Source organism: Proteus sp. G2618 (assembly GCF_009915995.1).
In the GTDB taxonomy this organism is placed as follows: Bacteria; Pseudomonadota; Gammaproteobacteria; order Enterobacterales; family Enterobacteriaceae; genus Proteus; species Proteus terrae.
On record NZ_JAABNI010000025.1, the window covers coordinates 19,497 to 35,505 of the forward strand.

General features: G+C 35.8%; 12 protein-coding genes and 5 tRNA genes. 15 read left to right on the forward strand and 2 right to left on the reverse strand.

The genetic code is table 11. From position 1 onward, the window contains the following. Positions 1 to 78: 78 nt before the first annotated feature. Positions 79 to 570: a DUF4822 domain-containing protein gene (locus GWJ01_RS14970; RefSeq protein ID WP_109393948.1), complete on the reverse strand. Its 492-nt coding sequence runs from the start codon at positions 568 to 570 to the stop codon at positions 79 to 81. 957 nt (positions 571 to 1,527) lie between these two features. On the opposite strand from GWJ01_RS14970, the gene GWJ01_RS14975 reads away from it, so the two are divergent. The 4 genes from GWJ01_RS14975 to GWJ01_RS14990 all read left to right on the forward strand — a co-directional run bounded on the left by GWJ01_RS14975 (position 1,528) and on the right by GWJ01_RS14990 (position 5,642). Further along, positions 1,528 to 2,748: a PfkB family carbohydrate kinase gene (locus tag GWJ01_RS14975; protein ID WP_109393947.1), complete on the forward strand. Its 1,221-nt coding sequence runs from the start codon at positions 1,528 to 1,530 to the stop codon at positions 2,746 to 2,748. A gap of 27 nt (positions 2,749 to 2,775) precedes the next feature. Then, positions 2,776 to 3,513: a glutamine amidotransferase gene (locus GWJ01_RS14980; protein WP_109393946.1), complete on the forward strand. Its 738-nt coding sequence runs from the start codon at positions 2,776 to 2,778 to the stop codon at positions 3,511 to 3,513. Between the two features lie 130 nt (positions 3,514 to 3,643). Then, on the forward strand, positions 3,644 to 4,600 hold the full coding sequence (locus GWJ01_RS14985; RefSeq protein ID WP_098942535.1) for a DMT family transporter: 957 nt from the start codon (positions 3,644 to 3,646) through the stop codon (positions 4,598 to 4,600). Positions 4,601 to 4,610: 10 nt separating this feature from the next. Continuing rightward, entirely contained in the window at positions 4,611 to 5,642 is a 1,032-nt protein-coding gene (locus tag GWJ01_RS14990) for a methylphosphonate esterase (RefSeq protein ID WP_109401745.1), read from the forward strand. Between the two features lie 110 nt (positions 5,643 to 5,752). Here the strand turns inward: GWJ01_RS14990 and glpX are convergent, their stop codons facing one another. Then, positions 5,753 to 6,733: a class II fructose-bisphosphatase gene (gene glpX, locus GWJ01_RS14995; RefSeq protein ID WP_109401746.1), complete on the reverse strand. Its 981-nt coding sequence runs from the start codon at positions 6,731 to 6,733 to the stop codon at positions 5,753 to 5,755. 206 nt (positions 6,734 to 6,939) lie between these two features. On the opposite strand from glpX, the gene GWJ01_RS15000 reads away from it, so the two are divergent. From GWJ01_RS15000 to tnpA, 11 genes are all read left to right on the forward strand, one after another. After that, the gene (locus GWJ01_RS15000) at positions 6,940 to 10,014 is read left to right on the forward strand and encodes a DUF2339 domain-containing protein (protein WP_161711254.1); all 3,075 of its coding nucleotides are present in this window, start codon (positions 6,940 to 6,942) and stop codon (positions 10,012 to 10,014) included. Between the two features lie 96 nt (positions 10,015 to 10,110). Then, positions 10,111 to 10,515, forward strand: coding sequence for a GFA family protein (locus GWJ01_RS15005; protein ID WP_109393942.1), 405 nt, complete (start codon positions 10,111 to 10,113; stop codon positions 10,513 to 10,515). A gap of 305 nt (positions 10,516 to 10,820) precedes the next feature. After that, positions 10,821 to 11,384: a LuxR C-terminal-related transcriptional regulator gene (locus tag GWJ01_RS15010; protein WP_231040173.1), complete on the forward strand. Its 564-nt coding sequence runs from the start codon at positions 10,821 to 10,823 to the stop codon at positions 11,382 to 11,384. Further along, positions 11,368 to 13,200 carry an excinuclease ABC subunit UvrC gene (gene uvrC / locus GWJ01_RS15015; RefSeq protein WP_109401748.1) on the forward strand — a complete coding sequence of 611 codons (1,833 nt, stop codon included), beginning with the start codon at positions 11,368 to 11,370 and terminating at the stop codon, positions 13,198 to 13,200. The genes GWJ01_RS15010 and uvrC overlap by 17 nt, the downstream gene beginning before the upstream one ends. Positions 13,201 to 13,255: 55 nt before the next feature. Beyond that, the gene (gene pgsA, locus GWJ01_RS15020) at positions 13,256 to 13,804 is read left to right on the forward strand and encodes a CDP-diacylglycerol--glycerol-3-phosphate 3-phosphatidyltransferase (RefSeq protein ID WP_075674025.1); all 549 of its coding nucleotides are present in this window, start codon (positions 13,256 to 13,258) and stop codon (positions 13,802 to 13,804) included. Positions 13,805 to 13,945: 141 nt separating this feature from the next. Beyond that, positions 13,946 to 14,021, forward strand: a tRNA-Gly gene (locus GWJ01_RS15025). A gap of 25 nt (positions 14,022 to 14,046) precedes the next feature. Next, positions 14,047 to 14,120: transfer RNA gene (locus tag GWJ01_RS15030), tRNA-Cys, on the forward strand. 5 nt (positions 14,121 to 14,125) lie between these two features. Further along, positions 14,126 to 14,212 (forward strand) — tRNA-Leu (locus tag GWJ01_RS15035). Positions 14,213 to 14,337: 125 nt separating this feature from the next. Beyond that, positions 14,338 to 14,424: transfer RNA gene (locus tag GWJ01_RS15040), tRNA-Leu, on the forward strand. A gap of 167 nt (positions 14,425 to 14,591) precedes the next feature. Beyond that, a tRNA-Leu gene (locus tag GWJ01_RS15045) sits at positions 14,592 to 14,678 on the forward strand. Positions 14,679 to 14,831: 153 nt separating this feature from the next. Then, the gene (tnpA, locus tag GWJ01_RS15050) at positions 14,832 to 15,269 is read left to right on the forward strand and encodes an IS200/IS605 family transposase (RefSeq protein WP_161711255.1); all 438 of its coding nucleotides are present in this window, start codon (positions 14,832 to 14,834) and stop codon (positions 15,267 to 15,269) included. Positions 15,270 to 16,009 lie beyond the last annotated feature (740 nt).

Consider the following 16,009-nt stretch of genomic DNA (forward strand, 5'->3'; position numbering starts at 1 on the left):
AAATAAGCAACCCTTTTTTATTTATTAAGCAGGACTAATTTAGTAGGGTTAATTTGCAGGTAAAACAACGCATTAAATTTATTTTTTAACGTGATGAATAATATCAAAATAGGTATTACGATCATCCGCATTTGGATAAATACGATAGGTATACTCGTCATTTTTAACCGTGATATTTTCTACATCTCGGGTGAAGAGCGTTTTGCCTTCAGTATCTTTCGCAACTAAGGTACGTATTTTTCCATCATCTGAGATTGACCAGTCACCTTGCATTTTTTGTTTACCTTCAGGTGTAAACATAATAAACGTGCCATTAGGGTAGTATTCAGCAAGGCCAAAATAATTGGTTACTTGCGCATTATCTGCAGTTGTTTTATTACCTTTTTCATCGATAGCATCTGTCGTTACCCAGACTTTTTCTATCATGATTTTTTCATAATCATTAAGCTCTTTTTGAGCCTGAATAACACCTTGAGTTTGAATATTGGTAGATGGTGTTGAACTCTCTGCAGCGAAAAGAGAAAAGCTAGCGCTTAATAATGAGATTGCGATAAGTGATTTTATTTTCATTGATATATCCTTATTTTATATTGTGCTTTTGTCAGGTATTTATGTTGTGTCTGACGGTATGAATAAATTTAAGTCTAAAATAGGCAAAGTGCGAGGAAAGAAGTATGTCTAAATGTTTCTGATAAAAAGACTTTTTGACAAAAACAAATAGTTTAAAATATCGATATATTTATTTTTATTGACATTATTATCTGCATTTATTCTTATTCTAGATGTAATTACTGTGAATAAAGTGGTTAAAAAAACAAATCATATTTATAGATGGTATAGAAAATAGATAAAAACCATTCTTGATTTACAATATGAACTCAAAGATTGACTTACATGTGAACTAAATAGACAAAGGTGATGACTTTTTTATCTAACTAAATGTTACTTAGATCACAAAAATGAAAGATGAAAAATGAGTATGTTTTAAGCATTGCTTTTGCATTACTTAAGTAATTTACGTCCTTTGTCAAAAGGGTATCGTTTTCTTTGGTGTTTAATGATTAGAATTCCTTTATGGTAAATTCTGACTAAAAATCAGAGATGATAAAAATAATTAATGCATTGCTCGATTCAATTAGATTGTGTTTTATTTAAGCATTATTACGATTACTTTACAGAAATATAAAGTGATTTTTTTGTAATGTCTTATTTATAAAAGTAAATTTTATTCTTGTATGTGGAAATTTAATATTATTTCCTGAGGATAGGTAAAAAGTAATATTAAATTTATTTATACTAAATAAGTTAAGGTTACGTTATTTAATAACTCTATTTTTTATAAAAAATGAATAAATCTCAAATTTATTTATTAAATAATCTTACGGTTTTCATTGTTTATTTCTGTTTCTTTTTGTTTTTTATTTTTGTATTTCTGCTTTTTTTTGCTTTTAATAAATAACATATGATTGTAATCACAATCCAATAACAACTAATAAACTAAAGTTGTTGCCATAGAGGTAACATTAAATGAAAGCAGAACGTCATAAGAAAATAATTAATCTGATCAAAGGTAATGGTGCAGTAAAAGTTTCTGTTTTGGCTAAAGAACTTAATGTTACCAAAGAAACAATACGATCAGATTTAAATACACTAGCAGAAAAGGGAATTATAAAAAGATGCCATGGTGGCGCTTTTATAGAATTTGAAACATTAGACAAAGTAGCTAAGAAAGAAATTATACAATTTCTAGAATGTAATGATCAAATTGATAAAAACGATTTAGCAAACAAGACGGCAATAAATAAGGTGTGCGTACTGGGTTCATTTAATGTTGATATGATTAGCTATCTTCCTAGATTGCCAGAAGCCGGGGAATCCTTATTATCGAATAAATTTATCTTCTCACCAGGAGGTAAAGGCTGTAACCAAGCACTGGCTGCGAGTTATGCTGATGCGCAGGTACATTTTATTACTAAGATAGGCACTGATCAATTTAGTGATTATGCAGTTAATTTTATATCGTCATCAAGAATAAAAACATCAACGATATATCAAACTGAAAATTACCAAACAGGAACAGCTTCTATTTTTGTTTCGGAAGAGAGTGGGGAGAATATTATTTCTATTTACTCTGGTTCTAATATGGATATTTCTGCTGATGAAGTAAAAATACAGAAAGATAAAATTATTGATGCAGATATAATTTTACTACAATTAGAAACAAATATTGAAGCATTAAAGGAAATTATTGCTATTGGAAATGAGAATAATATTCCTATTATTCTTAATCCAGCACCTTATAACAAAATAGTTAATGAATTACTTCCAATGATAGATGTATTAACACCTAATGAAACGGAAGCGAGTTTATTATCTGGAATAGAAGTACTTGATTTAGAGTCCGCAAAAAATGCTGCGGTTTCTATTTATCAGCAAGGCGTAAATAAGGTGGTTATTACGCTGGGTAGTAAAGGTTCGTTAGCTTATGACGGATATAAGTATATTTACTCGCCGGCATATCCGGCAGTTGTAAAAAATACAGCAGGGGCAGGTGATGCTTTTAATGGTGCGCTCGCTGCCTCGTTGGCAAAAGGAAAGCAGTTTTCTTATGCGTTACGCTATGCATCAGCTTTTTCATCATTAGCTGTTGAGACGAGTAATGCTTCAGAAATGCCTGAAGATATTAATGTCATGCATCGCATCAATCAAACAACATATTCACAGATTGTCACCCAATCCCCTGAATAAATAATCTTTTTTGAAAGAGGAATAAAAATGAAAATCTTATTTATTGGTGAGTCATGGCATATTCATATGATCCACTCCAAAGGCTACGACAGTTTCACTTCCAGCAAATATGAAGAAGGTTCAACGTTCTTATTAAGTTGCTTAAGAGAAAAGGGTGTTGAAGTTGATTATATGCCTGCTCATACCGTTCAGGTTGCATTCCCACAAACGGCTGAAGCATTAGCTAAATACGATGTCATTGTCATTAGTGACATTGGTGCAAATACGTTCCTTCTGCAAAACGATACTTTCTATAACATGAAAGTTATTCCTAACGCATTAGGGTTAATTAAAGAGTTTGTAGTTAATGGCGGTGGTTTATTAATGATTGGTGGTTACCTGTCATTTATGGGTATTGAAGCTAAAGCAAACTACAAAAACACATTACTTGCAGAAGTTCTGCCTGTCGAAATGCTGGATGGTGACGATCGTGTTGAAGCGCCTGAAGGTGTATTTGCAAGTGCTGTGAATGCTCAGCATGCATCAGTAAAAGGTTTTGGTGAATGGCCTATGTTCCTTGGCTATAACAAAGTTTCAGCTAAAGAGAATACAGAGACGGTATTGAATATTGGCGAAGATCCATTGTTGGTATTTGGTCAATTTGAAAAAGGGAAAACGGGCTGCTTTATGAGTGACTGTTCTCCTCACTGGGGTAGTAAAGAATTCTTAGCATGGCCTCATTATGCAGATATGTGGGTCAACATTCTTAAACAAATTGCCCGTTAATTTGCATTAAGAATAACTGTCATAAAAAGTAAAAAAGCGCAGAGTTGCCGCTCTGCGCTAATAAAAAACCGATTACTTGAAAAATAAAAAAAGAAATCACTCATAGCCAATAATCCAAAAGGAACATCTTATGAGTACAAAAAATTTATCAACACCATTGCTGATGTTAGCAACTGTGTTAGCAGGTATGCTATCACCAATGCAGTCTGCGGTGAATGGGCAGTTAGGGCATGTTTTAAAAGATGGTAACGCGAGCGCAGTTATTTCTTTTGCCAGTGGTTTAGTGGTGATGTTTTTTATCATCATGTCGAAAAAACAGTATCGCCAGCAATTTGCTTCAATTCCAAGTTTAATTAAAACGCGCAAAATTCCATTATGGAACTGGTTTGCAGGTCTTTGTGGTGCAATGGTTGTTTTCTCTGAAGGGGCTTCTGCAAGCGCATTAGGGATCGCAACATTCCAAACAGCATTAATCTCAGCACTCTTATTATCAGGCTTATTGTGTGACCGCTTTGGTGTTGGTGTTGATGAGAAAAAATATTTCACGCCATATCGTGTATTAGGTGCAGTATTAGCCGTTGTTGCAACTTTATTTGTGGTTTCTCCACAATGGCACTCAACCTCATTTATCTATCTAGCAATCTTACCTTTCCTCGCAGGTTTATTAGCCGGTTGGCAGCCAGCAGGTAACTCTAAAGTTGCAGAAGCAACCGGTTCTATGATGGTGTCTATTACTTGGAACTTTATTGTTGGCTTCACTGTTTTAACCATTGCTCTTATTGTTCGTATGGCATTAGGCCATATCACTCTTGAATTACCAGGTACTTGGTGGATGTATTTAGGTGGTCCTTTAGGACTCATGTCTATCGCATTAATGGCTATTTTAGTTCGTGGTTTAGGCTTGCTGATGTTAGGAGTTGCTTCAACAGCGGGTCAATTATTAGGTTCTGTATTAATTGACTTATTATTACCTTCATTAGGCAATACCGTTTATTTAGTGACAATCATCGGTACATTATTTGCGCTAGTAGGTGCGATTGTAACCACAATCCCTGAATTCAGAGCCACTAAGTCAGTAAAAGCGTAGGAGTATCGTAATGAAAGGTTATATTCAAACCGTAACTGGCCCCGTGAAAAAAGAAGATATGGGGCTAACATTGCCCCATGAACACCTCTTTAATGATCTCTCAGGTGTTGTTGATGAACCTTTTTATGAATTCTCGCACGTGTTAGTTGATAAAAAAGTGAGTGCAGATATTCAGTGGGGGCTTAAATACGATCCATATTGCTGCTGCGATAATATGGATAAGAAACCAATCGAAGATGTTATTTTTGAATTAAATAACTTCAAAGAGTTAGGTGGAAGAACAATTGTTGATGCAACTGGCTCTTCATCTATTGGACGTGATATTAGAAAACTAAGACAAGTTGCAGAGATAACAGGCATTAACGTTGTGGCTTCTTCCGGGCTTTATATTGAGAAGTTTGAAGGAAAACGACTAGCTGATGATATTGATGCAATGGCAAAAATCATTGATGATGAATTGAATGTAGGTATCGATGGTACTGACATTCGTGCAGGTATGATTGGTGAAATTGGTGTTTCTCCCTTCTTTACTGATGGTGAGAAAAATAGCTTAAGAGCAGCTGCTATTGCACAAAATAGTAATCCTCATGCATCGATGAATATTCATATGCCGGGTTGGCAGCGTCGTGGTGATGAAGTTTTAGATATTCTATTAACTGAAATGGGATGTAATCCCGCTAAGATTTCATTGGCACACTCTGATCCATCAGGCAAAGATATTGATTATCAATGCAAAATGTTAGATCGTGGTGTTTGGCTTGAGTTCGATATGATTGGCCTCGATATCTCTTTCCCTAAAGAAGGGGCTGCACCAAGTGTTATGGATACCGTAGAAGCTGTCGCAAGCTTAATTGAAAGAGGTTATGGTAGCCAAATCGTATTAAGCCATGATGTGTTCTTAAAACAGATGTGGGCAAAAAATGGGGGAAATGGTTGGGGATTTGTTCCTAATGTATTCCTTTCATTATTGGCTCAGCGTGGCATTGATAAATCTATTATCAAAAAATTATGTGTTGAGAATCCAGCCAATTTATTGGCTTAAATCTGAAGTGAATAAATAACAATAAATATACCCCTTGAAATAAATTTAGCGGCACTTTAATCGAGTACCGCTTTTTTTATGTCTCAAGGAAAGAAAGACAAATTGAGGTATTAACGTAAATGGTAATTCTCAATATAACGTAATGAATGTGTTGAACCATTAATCACTAAAGAGTGTGTTTGTAGGTATTGGGTTTGTTGATTAACACCCGATAAGAAATCACCAGCAGTAATTGCGGTTGCTGCAAACATAACATCTTGGTTACGTACTAATGTGTCTAATGACAATTTGGTATTTACATCAGTCCCCATTTTATGACAACGAGCAATTTCAGAGACGGCATATTCTCTATTTTCTGCACTGTTTCCTTTTGCGATATCACGAGTAATTAAACGTGCTTGCATATCACCGCCTAATGCCTTAGCAATCGCAGCACTAATAACACCTTCAGGTGCTCCACCAATGCCGTACATAACATCAATACTGTTATTAGGCATTGTGGCATATAAAGAGGCTAAAACATCACCATCAGGAAGTGTAATAACATTAATGCCTTTAGCGCGTAGGTCTTTAATAATATCGTGGTGACGTGGTTTATCTAAAATAGCGAGAGTTAATTGCTCAATAGATTTATTTAATGTTTGTGCAATAGCATCAAGGTTATATTCAAGACAATGGTTAAGGTCAATCACGCCGGCAGCTTGCTTACCAACAATTAATTTTTCCATATACATGTCGGGAGCTTGTAAAAAACTGCCTTCAAAGCCAGCAGCTAAAATTGCTAGGGAATTATTTTCACCTGTTGCTACCATACGAGTACCGTCAATTGGGTCAACAGCAATTTCTATTTTATCGCCTTTCCCATTACCGACTTTTTCGCCAATATAAAGCATAGGTGCTTCATCTATTTCACCTTCACCAATGACAATTTCACCATTGATATTTAGGCTATTCAAACGTTCACGCATAGCACTGACAGCGGCATCATCTGCTGCATTTTTATTTTGTTTTCCAATCCAAGGCATTGCTGCAATAGCTGCAGCTTCTGTTACAGAAGCGATAGCGTTAGTTAATTCGTCATTTAATTTCATATTATGAGTGTGTTTTGCGATATAAATGGAAGATTAAGATAGGTTACCGATCATACCTTTTTTTCGAAATTATGTGCTAGGTTTAAATCAAGAGTTCTCGAAATAGGTTATTTAGGAATAAACTAAGATAAATCTGTGAAAATTAAAGTATAACTAAGGTTAAGAGATTAAAACCATATGATGCTTAATGCAAAAGGATTAGGTTTATGGACGACTTTTTGGTGCTCATCGTTACAATATTTGTCGTGGTGTCTTTGTATTGGCAATACCACTCTTATACAAATAGCAATTCATTGCTGTATCGAATTAAACAGCTTGAAGAAAAACTTATTGAGCAACAAGAGAAATTATTTAAGTTATTAAATAAAGACAAAACTGTGGATATTCTCACAGAGTGTGACGCTCAGAAAAGCGAAGTTAAGGATTTATCTCATGATATAAAAAGAGAGCCTCAACCAACAGTTTCAACCGATTCAACTTATCAACCCAAAACCGTTGACCCTAAAACAGTTGAACCTACTAAGACAACAGAGCATGTGCAAAATAAGGCGGAGAGCAAAGAAACGCCAGCATATCAACGCGCACAAGCATCACAAGAAACGGCATTTAATAAAGTTTCTCCTAAAGAAGAAAAACCAGTTGTTCAATCTTCTATGGTTAATGATATTAACCTTGAAAACAAACAATCTAATAAGACAGAAATATCAACAGTTCCTACACCTAAAGAGCCTGAATCTTATCAACCTAAGGTAGCAACGAGTCGTTTTGCTCATCATTATCAAAAAGAAGCGAAACAAACATCTATTGAACCTGTATCAGAACCACGTGTGGAAAATAGAGCAAATGTGGCAAGTGCTAGCCTTGCGGGATCTGAAACAGGTCATTTAAAAAGTGCTACACCTCAATCAAATAGACCAGCATCGCAATATAGACCTGCTTTAAATTCTCGCCCAAAACGTCAACAGAAATCGATTTTGGGACTTATTTGGAATTGGGTAGTAACAGGAAATCCGCTGGCTAAAATAGGGATGTTATTGCTCTTTTTTGGTCTGTCTTATTTACTTAAATACAGTATTGAGAATGAGCTTATCTCAGCATCAACACGCTTAATGATGGCTGGAACAGGATGCTTGGCCTTATTAGGTATTGGCTGGTGGCTTAGAAAGAAAAACTTGATATATGCATTAATTTTGCAAGGTGGTGGCATTGGTGGGTTTTATATTACTATTTTTGCCGCAACTAAAATTTATGATTTTATTCCTATTGGTATTGCTCTCGCGATTATGGTGTTTATCTGCTTGGTCAGTGTAAGTTTGGCAGTTATTCATCGAGCCATTAGTTTAGCCATATTAGCCTCGCTTGGCGGTTATTTAGCACCTGTTTTATTGTCTACTGGTGATAACAATTATGTTGGGTTGTTTAGCTATTATCTTATCCTTTCAATTGGCATTCTTATTATCAGTCATTGGCAAGTTTGGCGTTTATTAAATCTTATTGGTTTTGCTTTTACTTTTGGTATTGGTTTTATATGGGCGATACCTAATTACACTCATGCCGATTATTTACCTTGCCAGCTATTTTTAATTGCAAATTGGTTGATTTTTGGTGTTGCAACGGAGCTTTCAACATTAAAAAACAAACTGAAACTTAATATTTCTTTTGATGCCACATTACTATTTGGTACACCATTAATTGGTTTTATCTTCCAACATCAATTAGCTTCAGAATGGGAATATGGCGTTGCTATTGCTTCATCGCTTTGTGGATTAGCATATTTCGCACTAAGTTGGTTTGTGCTTAAGCGTTATCGTGAAGAGGGTAAATTGCTGGCGATTGCCTTCTTTATGCTCTCTGCTACTTTTGCCACTTTAGCTGTACCATTTGCATTCTCTGCTGAATGGACATCGATTGTATGGGCTATTGAAGGGGTGATGATCCTTGCATTTTCTGTTTTACAGCAGCAAAAGAAACCCGCTATTGCAGGGACTCTTTTAGTTGCAGTTTCCTTTATTTTATTGTTCAACATGCCTGTTACCTTGTTAGGTGATTGGCTAATGATCGTAATACAAGTAATCGCTGTATTTGCTGTTGCAGTACTGTGGTATCGAGCTAAGTTTACTAATATTGATAATCAAACTATTGGATATGTAGCACTATTTATCTCTGTTGTAAGTTGGGGATATAGCGTTTTACTTTTACAAGAGTATGGCGAATATTGGCTCTATCCAGAGGTAAAATCCATTACCTTTGCATTTATTCTTATTAGCTGTTGGGGCATGTTCTTTGCGGGTAAGAAAACCCTATTTTCTGAGTTGGCAAGTTGCTCTATTTTATTATGGCCAATGTCAGCACTTATTATGTTGGTCTACATCTATCTCGCAGGTTCGCTAATTGATAATTGGTTAAGTGCGATTATCTGGATTGCAATTTTTGCAAGTGGTTTCTACTTGCTTAAAGTAAATACGTTATTGCCGAAACAAAGGATCAATAAAGCGTTGATCCATATTATGCATCTTGTCTTTATTGGTATTTTCTTATTTACTGAAATTATTTGGTTGCTGGATGTTACGTACCTTTATGTGAGCTTACATTTTGCAAGCGTTATTCTTGCTATAAGTTTATTTATTGCAATAAGCTATATGTTAGCAATGGGAGTTAATTGGATAAAAGAGTACCAAAATACTTATTGGTTAGTTACTTTACCGGCTTTAGGATTACTGGCACTTTCTTTAATCTTTGCGAACTTTAATAACGGTACTGAAGGTGGAATTAAATTTATTCCATTATTTAACTTGATGGATCTAATGGGTATTGTTGGAATATGGGTTGGCTATAAATTTATTTCAGTAATAAAACAGTCACCTAAGTATCAAGCATTATTGCAAAATAACTTACCGGTATTTAATTACATTATTCCTGCTATGATTTTCTGGTGGGCAAACGGTATTTTATTAAGAGGGTTAGTCTTTGCAACAGATATTGATTGGTCGAGTTATGCAATCATTAATTCCAAAGTGATCCAAACAGTATTAGCCATTATTTGGGCGATTACGGCATTAGTGACTATGGTAATGGCGACACGTAAGAAGTCACGCTCACAATGGTTTATTGGTGGTGTACTATTGGCTGTGGTTATCGCTAAACTCTTCCTAATTGATACATCATTAAGTAGTGGATTGCTGAGAGCATTGGCCTTTATTGGTGTTGCAATATTGATTTTATTAATCGGGTATTTCTCACCATTACCGCCGAAAAAACAAACTAACAATACAAGTGTGTAAGTCATGTTTTAGCTTGTGTTGTGTTTATTTTATTAATTAAATCATGCATATAATCTTAAATGGTTAGTGCATGATTTAACGAAAAGGAGAGTTATAATGCATCAAGGTCAATGTTTATGCGGTAAAGTTAAACTATCGACAGCACAAGATATATCTGCGCTCAGTGTTTGTCATTGTAGTATGTGTTTGCGTTGGAATGGTGGTCCTGGTTTTTCAATTGATTGTAAATCAGATTTGAGGATTGAAGGTGAAGAAAATATAACACGCTATGATTCATCTTTATGGGGAGAACGAGCATTTTGTAAGCATTGTGGCTCTCATCTTTTTTATCATTTAAAAGAAACCAATACTTACTATGCATCAGCAGGATTATTCCCTGATGCAAAAGAAAGTAAACTAACAATACAAATTTATATAGATAGCAAACCTCTTTATTATAATTTTGTAGAAAAAACACCAATGCTAACAGAGCAAGAGATTATTAGTATGTTTAATAAATAATATTTTAATTTATTAGTTTTTTGGATTTTTTATTCTTTTAAGACTCTTTTCTATATGAGTCTTTTCTTATGATTTTATTAAATAAATATTAATTAATGCTAAGGAAGAGGTAGGTTGCTATTTTTTATTATAGTATGCTCTTTTCTTTAAAATTTATAACAAGTTAATCTAATTTTTTTGTTATGTTTTGATTTAAAAGGAGAGTGTTATTGATAAATACATTGATAATAAGTCGAGTTGAAATATTTAGCTTGGGAATAAAAACACTTCTTAGTCAGATTAAAAAAATCAATATCCGAAAGGTGATGAATGATGAAAGTGATGCATTTCGTTATTGTCGACAATTTTCGGTTAATCTTATTATTATTTATTCAGCACCTTCAGTATCATTAATTGATTCTATAAAAAGAATAAAGCGATCATCTTTATCAATTAAAATTATTGTTATTTCACCAAAAACAGACTCTATATTATCAATAACGCTTCTTCAATTAGGTATTGAAGGCTTTATTGTCGTTGATACTTCTTGTGAAAATATTCTGCAAGCTATTCGGCAAGTTTGTATCGGTCAACGATATATAAGCCAAGAGTTAGCTATGGAAATCGCACTCACAAAATTACAGCAAGAATTAAATCCGTTACATCATCTATCTGAACGAGAATTGCAAATTATGTCGATGATCATCAGAGGAAAAAAAATCGCACAAATTGCAAGAGAGCTGAATATTAATACAAAAACAGTAAATAGCTATCGTTATCGAATGTTTAGTAAACTTAAAATCTCAGGTGATGTAGAATTAACACATATAGCAATACGTTATGGGTTAATTGAGATAGAGAGTCATTTACAAAGTGGAAGACAAATTTGACGCCAAAGCATTCTTAAGCCGAGTCACAAATAAACCGGGTGTTTATCGGATGTATGATGCGACAGACACAGTAATTTATGTTGGCAAAGCTAAAGATCTGAAAAAAAGGCTTTCGAGCTATTTCCGCACACAAGTAAATAGCCGTAAGACCGAAGCTTTAGTGAAGTGCATCACCAATATTGATGTCACGATCACCCATACAGAAACAGAAGCTTTATTGCTTGAACATAGCTACATCCAGCGTTATCAACCTCGCTATAATGTGTTGTTACGCGATGATAAATCCTATCCTTATATCTATTTAAGTGGTGATAAACACCCTAGACTTGCTAGTTACCGCGGTGCAAAACATGCTAAAGGGGAATATTTTGGGCCTTTTCCTAACTCCTTTGCAGTGAGAGAAACATTGGCATTAATGCAAAAATTGTTTCCTATTCGTCAATGCGAAGACAGTGTGTATCGCAATCGTTCAAGGCCTTGTTTGCAATATCAAATTGGGCGCTGTCTTGCACCTTGTGTAAAAGGCTATGTTTCTGATGAAGAATATGCCCAACAAGTTAATTATGTGCGGCTTTTTCTTTCAGGTGATGATTCGCAAGTTATTGACGGATTGGTTAAACGTATGGAAGAAGCAAGCCAAGATCTACGTTTTGAAGAGGCGGCTCGCATTCGTGATCAAATCCAAGCGGTAAGGCAAGTGACTGAAAAACAATTTGTCGCCAATATTGGTGATGATCTTGATGTGATCAGTGTCGCTTTTAATGGTGCGATTGCTTGTGTTTATGTGCTCTTTTTCCGTCAAGGTAAAGTGTTAGGAAGTCGGAGCTATTTTCCTAAAGTCCCCGCAAATACCTCAATTGATGAAGTTGTTCAGACTTTTATTGGCCAATTTTATTTACAAGGTAGTGCAATTCGAACTTTACCAACTGAAATCTTGCTTGATTTTAATTTAGAAGATAAAGCCATTCTTTCTGAGTCAATTTCTTCAATAGCGGGGCGAAAAATTCAAATTCAAACAAAACCGCGTGGTGATAGAGCTCGTTATTTAAAATTAGCCAGAACAAATGCAGCAACAGCATTGGCTTCAAAACAAGTCGAACAATCGACAATTTCACAACGTTATACCTCGTTGATGTCTCTTCTTGGTATGAAAGAGATAAAACGAATGGAATGTTTTGATATTAGTCACACTATGGGAGAGCAAACTGTGGCTTCATGTGTAGTATTTGACATGAATGGCCCATTAAAATCTGAATATAGGCGCTATAATATCAGTGGTATTACTCCTGGTGATGATTATGCGGCGATGAATCAGGTGCTCACTCGACGTTATGGTAAATCATTAGAAGAGACTAAGGTTCCAGATATTATCTTTATCGATGGTGGTAAAGGGCAATTAGCACAAGCAATAGAGGTATTTGATTCTCTTGATGTTGATTGGGACAAATCACACCCGAAATTAATAGGTGTCGCAAAAGGGAGTGATCGTAAAGCAGGGCTTGAAACCTTGTTTTTTGTGCCTGAAGGTGAAGGAATGGCATTACCTTCTGATTCACCTGCGTTGCATTTGATCCAACATATTCGTGATGAATCGCATCGTCATGCAATAACGGGACATCGTCAGCGTAGAGCAAAAGTGAAAAATACCAGTTCGTTAGAATCTATTGAAGGTGTAGGGCCTAAGCGCCGTCAAATGTTGTTGAAATATATGGGAGGGCTACAAGCTTTGCGAGACGCAAGTGTTGAAGAAATTGCGAAAGTCCCCACAATTTCGACTGCATTAGCAGAAAAAATTTTTAATGCGTTGAAACACTAAGTGTATTGATGCACCATATTAATAACTCTCACTTTTCTAGGTCGTGTAGAACGCTATGCAACTAAATATCCCAACTTGGCTAACTCTATTTCGTGTCGCACTAATCCCATTCTTTGTTTTGGTGTTTTATTTACCATTCAAAGATGCTCCATTAGTTTGCGCTATTATTTTTATGGTAGCAGCTGCAACTGACTGGTTTGATGGTTTTTTAGCACGTAGATGGAAACAAACTACTCGCTTCGGGGCTTTTCTTGACCCAGTAGCGGATAAAGTAATGGTTGCAACAGCACTTGTTTTAATTACTGAATACTATCATGAGTGGTGGATAACCTTACCCGCAGCAACCATGATTGCTCGTGAAATTATCATCTCTTCACTAAGAGAATGGATGGCTGAATTAGGAAAGCGTAATAGTGTTGCAGTTTCTTGGATAGGAAAAGTGAAGACGACCGCACAAATGGGTTCACTGGTTGTGTTATTATGGCGTCCTACTGTTGAAGCGGAGTGGTTTGGATTCGCTTTATTATATATTGCAACCGTGCTGACATTCTGGTCAATGTTTCAATATTTGAGCGCTGCATGGTCAGATTTGCGTGAAGGTTGATCGAAATGACTGAAAATTCACCGAACAGTCAAAAAGATGCAAATATAGTGTTGACTAGATTCAGGAAATCAGTAGAATGCAACGCATCGAAAGGCACAACGGTTTACGGAAATAAATAAGTAAATCAGCAAGTTCGGTAAAGCGGGAATAGCTCAGTTGGTAGAGCACAACCTTGCCAAGGTTGGGGTCGCGAGTTCGAGTCTCGTTTCCCGCTCCAATCTCTAATGAGATTGAGTAGTTGAGGCGCGTTGGCAGAGTGGTCATGCAGCGGATTGCAAATCCGTGTACCTCGGTTCGATTCCGGGACGCGCCTCCATTAATGCCCAGGTGGTGAAATCGGTAGACACAAGGGATTTAAAATCCCTCGGCTGTAAGGCTGTGCGGGTTCAAGTCCCGCCCTGGGCACCAACTCTTCTAGATGAGAGTTTGGTGCAAAAAAGTCCATTATCAATGGCATTGGGAAATAAGTAATAAGTCGTCCATACCAGTATTTATCTTAGTAATAAGAATTTACGGGCGCACCACAGAATTTAGCCCAGGTGGTGAAATCGGTAGACACAAGGGATTTAAAATCCCTCGGCTGTAAGGCTGTGCGGGTTCAAGTCCCGCCCTGGGCACCATACAAATAGCGGACCTTAACTTAGGTCCGTTTTTTCTTCCACTAGCGACCAAGTTGGTGAGAGAAGAGCAAAAACTAAAGTTAGTTTAGAAGTAAATGCTTAAAATTTATTTGTTATCTATCTTGTTTGATAAACGGGTATTAAGCGTAACAAGTAAATACAATTTAGCCCAGGTGGTGAAATCGGTAGACACAAGGGATTTAAAATCCCTCGGCTGTAAGGCTGTGCGGGTTCAAGTCCCGCCCTGGGCACCATATAAAAAACGGACCTCAATGAGGTCCGTTTTTTTATTGTCAGCCTTAAACCACCTCCTAAGGAGGTGGTGATTGACCCTGTGAGGCTATAGCCTGAAGGAAACCCATGTTAAAAAACTATCTCTTACTCACCACAAGTAAAGAGGAAATAACATGGGTTTATACAGAAGTTCATCACATGTGTATTGGCGTTGCAAATATCATCTAGTTTGGACACCTAAATATCGTTATAAGATATTGAAAGATAAAGTAGGAAAAGAGCTTTATAGAACAATTTATATTCTCTGCAATATGAAAGACTGTGAAGTATTGGAGCTAAATGTTCAGCCAGACCATGTACATTTAGTTGTAATGATCCCACCTAAACTATCAATATCAACACTAATGGGAGTCCTGAAAGGACGTAGTGCGATAAGGTTATATAATCGATTTCCGCATATACGTAAGAAACTTTGGGGTAATCATTTTTGGGCTAGGGGATATTTTGCTGATACGGTGGGGGTTAATGAAGCCATCATTAGGCGTTATGTAAGGCATCAGGATAAAGTTGATCAAGAGCTCGACCAACAAATGGAATTGTTGGAGGATTAATAAAGAATATAGCCCCCTTATAGGGGGCCCAATTTAAAGCCACCTCTTTTAGAGGTGGTATTTTACTTATGGATAATATTTTTCTCTTCATATTGGCACGGCAAAAACTTTAACCGTATCAATCGATAAGCTGATAAAAAGTGATATTTAATACTATCTTGAGCAACATGTTTGGATGGTCAATCAAACATGGTTAGCTCTGTTTAAAGTCTATCAGATATGGCTTGGTTGCTATACCAAAGTAAATTAAATTCTTTATCCATAATAATCACTTCTACCGGGTAAGCCATTTACACCTTCAATTATTCTTATTCTGGATATTTATTAGCTGCTTAGTTAAAAGTAGCATCATTTGATGAGTATCGAGTAAGCGTCAGAGTATTTCATTCGACTCCTTATTAGCAATATCCCAAACTATTATTTCTATTTGGATCCTGCATTTTTGAACCGTGTCTGTTGTCCTTGCATCCATCAGATATTCATCGGTGATCTTAGAGAAAATAAGATACAAGAGTGAGATGGGTAAATAGTTCGAATGACCCGAAGGAATAGCATAAAAAAGAAATCGGAGTGGATTAGAAAATCTTACACAACTATCAGAGCGATCAATGATCCTTACTTGTTTGAAATTAAGCCATTGACCATTTTTGTTGTTTAAAAAATTATTTTCAATAATTTTCAAAAAGAGATGAATATAAGGAATATATGGTAAATAAATGTATATACTGAGGGTATTCAAA

Excerpts from the sequence above, each read along its gene's own strand:
- pgsA (WP_075674025.1), top strand. The coding sequence starts at position 13,256 with ATGCAACTAAATATCCCAACTTGGCTAACTCTATTTCGTGTCGCACTA.
- GWJ01_RS15000 (WP_161711254.1), top strand. The coding sequence starts at position 6,940 with ATGGACGACTTTTTGGTGCTCATCGTTACAATATTTGTCGTGGTGTCT.
- GWJ01_RS14990 (WP_109401745.1), top strand. The coding sequence starts at position 4,611 with ATGAAAGGTTATATTCAAACCGTAACTGGCCCCGTGAAAAAAGAAGAT.
- glpX (WP_109401746.1), bottom strand. The coding sequence starts at position 6,733 with ATGAAATTAAATGACGAATTAACTAACGCTATCGCTTCTGTAACAGAA.
- GWJ01_RS15010 (WP_231040173.1), top strand. The coding sequence starts at position 10,821 with ATGAATGATGAAAGTGATGCATTTCGTTATTGTCGACAATTTTCGGTT.
- GWJ01_RS15005 (WP_109393942.1), top strand. The coding sequence starts at position 10,111 with ATGCATCAAGGTCAATGTTTATGCGGTAAAGTTAAACTATCGACAGCA.
- GWJ01_RS14985 (WP_098942535.1), top strand. The coding sequence starts at position 3,644 with ATGAGTACAAAAAATTTATCAACACCATTGCTGATGTTAGCAACTGTG.
- GWJ01_RS14970 (WP_109393948.1), bottom strand. The coding sequence starts at position 570 with ATGAAAATAAAATCACTTATCGCAATCTCATTATTAAGCGCTAGCTTT.
- GWJ01_RS14975 (WP_109393947.1), top strand. The coding sequence starts at position 1,528 with ATGAAAGCAGAACGTCATAAGAAAATAATTAATCTGATCAAAGGTAAT.
- GWJ01_RS14980 (WP_109393946.1), top strand. The coding sequence starts at position 2,776 with ATGAAAATCTTATTTATTGGTGAGTCATGGCATATTCATATGATCCAC.
- tnpA (WP_161711255.1), top strand. The coding sequence starts at position 14,832 with ATGGGTTTATACAGAAGTTCATCACATGTGTATTGGCGTTGCAAATAT.